Raw genomic sequence first — 1,187 nt, forward strand, 5'->3', positions numbered from 1 at the left:
AGCAAGTGCGTTAAACGGCTGAATGCCATCTGCTCTTTCTGCTGCAGCACGATCCCAATTATACATAGATGCATATTTGCCACTGTATAACGTTACACCACTTACACAAATCGCTGTCCCTTGTCTCATGTCAGCATTTCCAGAACAAACTTTAATAATCAATGCATGTTGTTGCGGAATATAGTTTGTCGGCACTTTGAAAGTGAAAGAGTATCTTCTGATTTCTCCATAAAATGTAGACGGTTCAGGAAAATCCATTTTTTGTTCATTCCATATATCGTAACTTACATTGTCTCGGAATTTAACGCAGCATACTTGTAAACGAGGTTTCCCTGTTTTACGTACCCCATTTATCATTGCTGTTCTAAAATGAGCAGATAATGTGTATTCATTTCCAGGATGTATCCCATTATTCACGATTGTTTCTGGATAGTTATACATATCTACCCTTGCAGCATTTACCATTTGCTCGTAATCGAATATATGCGTATTCTTTTCTATTACGACATTTCCCCATGACTTCCAAGTAAGGCCGTATCCACCTTCAAACCCATAATAATCGTTATGTCCGATGTTTTTCTTTGTAACACTAGAAAAGTCTGGATCTGCTATTAGGTTTCGTCTTGATACCGCAGTTGTTTTTGTGCCCCATTCGTCTTGGAATAGGAAGTCTAGCATTTTAACAGTTACACCATCTTTATCAATGGTGATTTTATCACCATCAATTCTAATAAGATTTGTATCTATGCCTTTTGCTGTTAACCATTTGACCATTGTATCGGCATTAATATTCAGTTTCTCAGCGTCGATTGTAATCTTACCAGGTGACATATTGATAGAAGTAATGATACCGTCTTTTAAAATTTGTGCTAAGATCCCTTCATCTAACACTTCTAACCTAGATTCCGTTTTCTTTACATAGGCATTATAAGTCTCATTTATAAACGTTTCTTGTTTTCCAGAGATGATTGAAACGCCTTTTTCAGTAGCACTAATACTTCTTTCTAATTCTGTAACTTTTTTAGTGTAATCTTCAGTTGCTATCTTATCGGCCACTTCTTCCATGATTTTATCTTTATCTACAATATCAACGGGATTCTCCATAAATGAAGAAGGTTTATCGCCGATCTGCAACATAGGTTGAGCTGCCCACAGCCTTCCATTTCTACGCAGCCAGTATTGTACTT

At 36.8% G+C, this 1,187-nt stretch carries 1 pseudogene; it reads right to left on the reverse strand.

The annotated features are described in order from the left end of the window. A pseudogene (locus ACS2CR_RS34225) lies at positions 1–1,187 on the reverse strand (phage tail spike protein); the annotation flags it as partial.

Origin of the sequence: Bacillus cereus group sp. BceL291, from assembly GCF_051776705.1 — a bacterium.
Lineage (GTDB): Bacteria > Bacillota > Bacilli > Bacillales > Bacillaceae_G > Bacillus_A > Bacillus_A cereus.